Raw genomic sequence first — 6,702 nt, forward strand, 5'->3', positions numbered from 1 at the left:
CGTCCCAACCGCCGCAACCGGAACGGTCGCCACGCGCGGGACGCGTACAGTAGCCCGGAGGCATGACGGCGGCATGGCGGGATTGTTGCGGTTTTCTGACAATCCCATTCCCCGGTACTGTCGATGGACGGCATCGGCGGACGCATTGGATTTGAAGTAACCCGGTAACTTCGCTAAAGGGAACACAGCCGCAATGTTACCGTCCGCATGGGGGGATTCCCCATCGCACTGACCGGGAGGCCGATTCCAATGTCCATCGCGTTCCAGACGCCCGCCCGCGCGTTCGCCGCCGGCACCCTGCTGCTGCTCGCCGCCTCGCCCGCCGCGCTCGCCGCCGATCCGGCCCCCGCCGCTCCGGCTCCCACCGCTCTGGTCGAGGATGTGTCCGACGGCGTCGACGGCGTGCAACCGATGGATTATCTGGCGGCCGGCCGCAGCGTGGCGCTGAAGGCGGGCCAGACGCTGACCTTGAGCTATCTCGAATCATGCGTGAACGAGACGATCACCGGTGGCTCGGTCACGGTCGGCGCCCGCGAGTCGGCGGTGGACGGCGGCCAGGTCCAGCGTCATACGCTGCCCTGCGACGGCGGCAAGCTGCTGCTGGCCTCCAGCGAGACCGGCAAGGCGGGGGTAACCGTCTTCCGCAGCGCACCCATCGCCCTGCCGGGCATGAAGGCGCCGCCGCCCAAGCCTGACCTGACGCTGTTCAAGACCCAGCCGGTGCTGATCCTGTCGGCCCCCGGCCCGGTCACCATCGACCGCCTGGACGTGCAGGGCATCGCGCTGACCACGGTCAACGTCCCCGGCACCACGCTGGACACTGCGAAGAAGGATGGGGCGGGGCTTGAGCCCGGCGGTCTCTATAAGGTTTCCGCCGGACAGAAATCCTTCATCGTCAAGATCGACGACAAGGCGGTCGGCGGCGGCGGGCCGGCGCTCGGCCGGCTGATCCGTTTCTGAGCCGCCTGGGATGGCGACGCAACGATGAGAGGGCGACGATGAAGCTGCCGCGGCGTCTCCGGCTTGTCCTGCTCAGTGCGGTGGCGCCGGTCGTCGCCGCATTGCTGGCGCTGGCGGTCTCGCCGTCGCTCCAGGGGCCGTCGATCGACAGCCTCTACTGGCTGCGCGAACTGCTGCACGGTCCCCGCCCGGCACCCGATCCGTCGCCGGTGGTGGTGGTCGGCATCGACGAGGAGACCTATCGCCGCCCGCCCTTCGCCGGCACGCCGCAGGCGCTGTGGGGGCCGCGGCTCGGCACTGTGCTGGGGGCGATGCTCGATGGCGGGGCGGCCGCCATCGGCCTCGATCTTGTCCACCCGACCTCGGTCGAGACGCTGATCCCCGGCTTCGAACGCGACTATCTGCTGACGCTCCGACGCGGCGGCAGGGAGGGCCGTCTGGTGCTGGCCAAGGTGCAGCATCAGAGCGCCCCGCTGATGCCCTTCCGCGGCTACATGATCGCCGCCGGGGCGACCAATGTCCGTTCGGTCAATCTGGTGGAGGATCCCGACGGCGTGCTGCGCCGCGTGCCGGTGACGCTGACGGTGGCCGGATCCAACACAGGTGGGCCCGGTACCGCTGGGCAGGCCGGCCAGCCGAGGCAGGAGCCCGGCATGGCGGTCGAGGTTGCCTCCCGCGCGTTGAAGGCGCCGCTGGAGCGGCTGCCGGACGGCGGTGCCGCGCTGGCCGGCTATCGGCTGCCGGGCGGGGAGGGTGACCGGCTTCTGGTCAACCATGCGACCTCCGCCGGTGCCATACCGACCTATTCGCTGGCCGACCTGTTCGCCTGCGCCGAGGCCGGCAAGTCCGACTATTTCGCCCGGCATTTCAAGGGCAAGGCGGTGATGGTCGGCACCGTGCTGGATGTGGAGGACCGCAAGCTCTCCTCCAACCGCTGGGTGACCAAGCCGGAAGGGGTGAACCTGCCCGAGCGCTGCGCCCTGCCGGTGATGAGCGACCTGTATGTCGCCGGCCGCACCCGCGACAGCATCCCCGGAGTCTACATCCACGCCGCCGCGATCTCCAACCTGATGAACCGCGACGCCTTGGCGGAGACGAACGGCACGACCGCCGCGGCGCTGGTGCTGCTGCTGGCCGGGCTGGCCGCCGTGGTGACGTTGGCGACCCGCCCACCGGTGGCCGCCGCCTGGCTGGTGGCGGTACTGGCAGGCTGGAGCGGCGTCGCCGTGGAGCTGTTCCAGGCCGGGCTGGTGCTGCCCTATCTGCAGGCGGCCTCGGCCGCGCTGCTGGTTTTCCCGCTGGCGCTCGGCTTCCGCTTCGCCGTGCTCGACCGCGACCAGCGGCGCATCCGCAGCGCCTTCAAGCTCTATCTGCCCGGTTCGCTGATCGACGACATGATCGCCTCCGGCCAGTCGCCCAGCCTGGGCGGGGAGGAGCGCGACCTTTCCATCCTGTTCTGCGACATTGCCGGCTTCACCAAGATGTCGGAGGGGATGGAGCCGGAAGCGCTGGTCCTGGTGCTGAACCGCTATTTCACGGTGATGACCGACATCATCGAGGCGCATGGCGGCTTCGTCGACAAATATATCGGCGACGCGGTGCTGGCGGTGTTCGGCGCTCCCTATGCCATCGACAACCACGCCCGTGCCGCGGTCGCCGCGGCGCTGGCGATGCGGCAGGCGATGGCGGACGACCCGACACTGCTGGCGACGGCGAGCGGCCGCGGCTCCAACCGCATCGGCATCGCCACCGGGCCGGCGCTGATCGGCAACATCGGCTCTCCCCGGCGCTTCAACTACACGGTGATGGGCGACACCGTGAATCTCGCCTCCCGCCTGGAGGGCGCCAACAAATACTACAGCACCGCACTGATGGTCAGCGGCGAGACGGTGCTGCACCATGGCGACCCGGAGGCGTTCCGCGCGCTCGACACCGTGCAGGTGGTCGGTCGCAGCGAACCGGTCGCGGTGTTCGAACCCTTGTCCGACGCCAGCCGATCCGACCCGGAGGATCATGCCCAGCGCGCCGCCTATGCCGCCGCCCTCGACCATTGGCGCGCCGGCCGCTTCGACCAGGCGGCGGCCGGTTTCCGTTCGCTGGTCGCAGTCGACAGCGCGGCGCTGGCGATGCTGCACAAGGCGGAACGGCGTGTCGGCAGCGCGCCTGAACCGGATTGGGCGGGCGTCACCGCCCTTACCGACAAATAGCTGTCCGAGGATCATCGTCTCCGCCATGCACCGTCCCGTCCCGCGCCTCGCCATCCTGCATCCCGGCCGTCTGTCCGTCCTGCTTCTGTTGGGCATCGCCGTTCCGCTGCCGGTCCTGGCCCAGGCGGTGCCGCCGTCCCTGCCTCCCTCCCTCGATCCCAACCGGCTGGAGCAGCGCTTCGAGCGGCCCGCCGTGCCGCAGTCGGTGCCGGAGATCGAGATGCCGGAGCCGGAAAGGGCACCTCCGCCGCAGGATGCCGAGCGCATCACCCTGACGCTGACCGAGGTCCGGATCGAGGGCAACAGCGTCTATGACGGCGCCAGCCTCGCGGCCCTGTGGCAGGACAAGCTGGGCAAGCCGGTGACGCTGGCCGATCTCTATGCCATCCGCGACTCCATCACCGCGCGCTACCGCAACGATGGCTATGTGCTGTCACAGGCGGTCGTCCCGGCCCAGCGCATCCGGGACGGCGTCGTCCGGCTGCAGGTGGTGGAGGGCTATGTCAGCGAGGTCGTCATCCAGGGCGAGGCGACGGACCGGTTGGGCCTGTTGCGGCGGATGGGCGAGAAGATCAAGGGCTCCCGCCCGCTCCGCATGGCGGAGATGGAGCGCTATGTCCTGCTGGCCGCCGATCTGCCCGGCGTGGCGGTCAAGACCGTGCTGGAGGCCTCGCCGGATACGCCCGGCGCCTCGCGCCTGACGCTGACGCTGGAACGCACGCCGTTCGACGGCTCCCTGACGCTCGACAACCGCGGTACCCGCTCGGTCGGGCCGATGCAACTGACCGGTGTCGCCAGTGTCGAGGACCAGTTCGGCCTGTTCGAGCGGACGACGGTACAGGGCATCGTCACCCCGCAGATCCGCGAGCTGCGCTTCTTCGACCTGGGCCAGCTGGTGCCGGTGGATGCGGAGGGGACGGTGGTGGAGTATGGCGCCCGCCGCTCCTGGTCGCAGCCCGGCGACAGTGTCCGGCCGCTGGAGCTGGACAGCCTGACGACATCCGCTCGGGTTGCGGTTTCGCACCCCTTCATCCGCAGCCGGACGCAGAGCTTGCGGGGTGGGGCCGGCTTCACCATCCGCGACAGCCGCACCGACGCGCTGGGCGACAAGTTGTCGCAGGATCGGCTGCGGATCCTCTCCGTCAATCTTTCCTACGATTTCGCCGATGGCTGGGGCGGGACGAACCTGTTGACCGCGGAACTGTCCAAGGGGTTGGACATCCTGAACGCGACGCGGACCGGCAGCGCCGCCCTGTCCCGCAGCGGAGGGCGCAGCGACTTCCGCAAGCTCGCCCTCTCGGCACAGCACAACCAGCCGCTCGACGATTCGACGATCCTGGTCCTGTCGGGCGAGGCGCAGTACAGCCCCGATCAACTGCTGTCGTCGGAGGAATACGGTTTGGGCGGAAAGCAATATGGCCGGGCCTTCGATTCTTCGGAAATCACCGGCGACAGCGGCTTCGCCGGCCGGGCGGAATTGCAATATATCCTGCCGGTCCAGGACGACGGCCTGGATTACGCCATCGCCTATGGCTTTGGCGATTATGGTGCGGTTTACAATTACGAGAGCGGCACGCGCCATGGCCGCCGTTCGCTCGCGTCAGCCGGCCTTGGCCTGCGTGTCGGCGTCTTCCGGCGCATCGACGCCGGGGTGGAGGTCGCACGGCCCTTCATCACCACGCCCTTCAGCACGCAGGACCGCGAGCCACGCGTGTTCTTCACACTGTCGACGCGGTTCTGACGCAGCGGGTCTGCCGCCACCGGACCGCCGCCGCTGAGGAGAACGCCGCGCGGATGGCCGGACCGGCCATCCGCGCGGCGGCATCCTTCAGATCAACTCGACCCGCTGGGCGACCGGCGCATCTTCCGACCCGACGGCCAGATAGCGGACGTCCTCGCCGTCGGCGACGATGTCCAGGCCCGACTGGCGCAGGGTGGCGCGGTCGAAATAGACGGTCGCACCCTCTTCCCAGGGCTCGATCAGGCCGGACTGGCTGTCGAGATTGTACCAGCGCACCGTACCGTAGGCCATGGTGGCCGGGCCGGCCGGTTCGGCGCTGCGCTCGCGCCGTTCACGCGGCGGCTTGGGGGCGCGAACCATGGCCTCGCCGCCATCCTCGCTTTGGAAAGCGGGCTGGACGGCCGATGCGGTGGGGCGGGGGGGGCGCTGGTTGCGGGCACGCGGAGCAGGCGGGGTTTCCGGCGGCGTGGCGGAGTGAATGGCGACGACCTGGGGTCCCTTGGCGCCCTGGGCCAGGTCGCAGACGACCGTCGTGCCCTCGACCGGGTTGGGCAGGGAGGCGGCGGCCAGGACCGAAGCGTGCAAGAATGCCTCTCCCGAACCATCGGCGAGGCGGACGAACCCAAAACCCTTTTCCGGCTTGAACCATTTTACCGTCGCGGTGACGTTCGTCGCGGTGACGTTCTTCAACTCTTCGCTCAAGACAGGTCCCTTTCACGTCCTGTAGGCCGGGGATGGCGGCCCCTACGCTGCACTGGGCGTGGCACCGCTGTGTGACCATGAAAAGACCCCGGCGGTCCCAAGCTTATCATAAAATCCCAGAAAATGACCAGAGTGGTAATGGGGGGCGAAGCAGGGGCGATATGCTCGGCCGATACGCAGCCGGATCTTGGCACGCATTGCGCGGATTTCCTGCACAGACATAGACCGAGAAGCTCTGGTTGACTTTGAAATCGAACCAAAACAGAAACACCTCGAATTTCGGATGCGGTATCATGGTACAAGATACCGGTCTTGCTGTGGATACCTGCCCGTCAGAGGTATTCGCATTTGAAATGAATTATTAACCAAAAAATTCGACTCATCCCTCCATCAGAACGGAGGAACGACTTATGACGACCACCGACCAGACCGCCTTTTACGTGTCCACCCAGGGCAAGGACAGCTGGTCCGGGCGGCTCGCCGCTCCCAACGCCGACGGTACCGACGGTCCCTTCGCCAGCCTGGAGAAGGCGCGGGATGCGATGCGGTCGAGCGATACCGACACCACCTACATCCGCGGCGGCACCTATCGCCTGGACGAGACCTTGACCCTCGACTCCCGCGACGACGGGCACGGCTTCCTTGCCTACAAGGGCGAGACGCCGGTGCTGAGCGGCGGGCAGCGGGTGACCGGTTTCGCCAGCGAAGGCGGCGGCCTCTATTCCGCGAAGCTGTCCATCGCCAATGGGCTGGACGTGAGCATCGGCGGTGTCCGCCAGCAGGCGGCGCAGACCGGCGATGTTGATCCGACCGCCCCCGCGACCAGCGGCTGGCATATGCTGAAGGCCGGAACCGACGGTGCCAGCAAGACCAGCTTCAATTTTTCCGCCGGCGACATTCCGTCGACGCTGAAGCCCCATGCCGGCCTCGTCGTCCAGACCTTCGACACCGAGCGGCTGAAGGACGACATCTCGTCTGTGAAGACGATCGACCAGTATCACCATACGCTGACGCTCGACGATGCAGCTTCCTATGCCCTGCGCTCCGGCGGCACCTATCGGGTGATGAATGACGCCTCGCTGATCCGCGACG

Annotated in this window: 5 protein-coding genes (1 of these 5 only partly in view); 4 read left to right on the plus strand and 1 reads right to left on the minus strand. The window is 68.0% G+C overall.

The window, feature by feature from the left end:
* Nucleotides 1–249: 249 nt before the first annotated feature.
* The 3 genes from AL072_RS15825 to AL072_RS15835 are packed head-to-tail and all read left to right on the plus strand — an operon-like array spanning nt 250 to nt 4,908.
* Nucleotides 250–960, plus strand: coding sequence for a hypothetical protein (locus AL072_RS15825; protein WP_052710141.1), 711 nt, complete (start codon nt 250–252; stop codon nt 958–960).
* Between the two features lie 38 nt (nt 961–998).
* On the plus strand, nt 999–3,167 hold the full coding sequence (locus tag AL072_RS15830; RefSeq protein ID WP_045583229.1) for an adenylate/guanylate cyclase domain-containing protein: 2,169 nt from the start codon (nt 999–1,001) through the stop codon (nt 3,165–3,167).
* 25 nt (nt 3,168–3,192) lie between these two features.
* On the plus strand, nt 3,193–4,908 hold the full coding sequence (locus AL072_RS15835) for a ShlB/FhaC/HecB family hemolysin secretion/activation protein (protein WP_045583228.1): 1,716 nt from the start codon (nt 3,193–3,195) through the stop codon (nt 4,906–4,908).
* A gap of 87 nt (nt 4,909–4,995) precedes the next feature.
* Here the strand turns inward: AL072_RS15835 and AL072_RS15840 are convergent, their stop codons facing one another.
* Entirely contained in the window at nt 4,996–5,610 is a 615-nt protein-coding gene (locus AL072_RS15840; RefSeq protein WP_245636884.1) for a cold-shock protein, read from the minus strand.
* Nucleotides 5,611–6,020: 410 nt separating this feature from the next.
* On the opposite strand from AL072_RS15840, the gene AL072_RS15845 reads away from it, so the two are divergent.
* Nucleotides 6,021–6,702: the start of a right-handed parallel beta-helix repeat-containing protein gene (locus tag AL072_RS15845; protein ID WP_052710140.1), read on the plus strand. It continues 1,196 nt past the right edge of the window; the window shows 682 of its 1,878 coding nt (coding positions 1–682); the start codon lies at nt 6,021–6,023; its stop codon lies beyond the right edge, outside the window.

The organism is Azospirillum thiophilum, from assembly GCF_001305595.1.
GTDB classification, from domain to species: Bacteria; Pseudomonadota; Alphaproteobacteria; order Azospirillales; family Azospirillaceae; genus Azospirillum; species Azospirillum thiophilum.

What these genes read in the sequence shown, in the direction of transcription:
- AL072_RS15825 (WP_052710141.1), top strand. Translation starts at nt 250, where the DNA reads ATGTCCATCGCGTTCCAGACGCCCGCCCGCGCGTTCGCCGCCGGCACC.
- AL072_RS15830 (WP_045583229.1), top strand. Translation starts at nt 999, where the DNA reads ATGAAGCTGCCGCGGCGTCTCCGGCTTGTCCTGCTCAGTGCGGTGGCG.
- AL072_RS15835 (WP_045583228.1), top strand. Translation starts at nt 3,193, where the DNA reads ATGCACCGTCCCGTCCCGCGCCTCGCCATCCTGCATCCCGGCCGTCTG.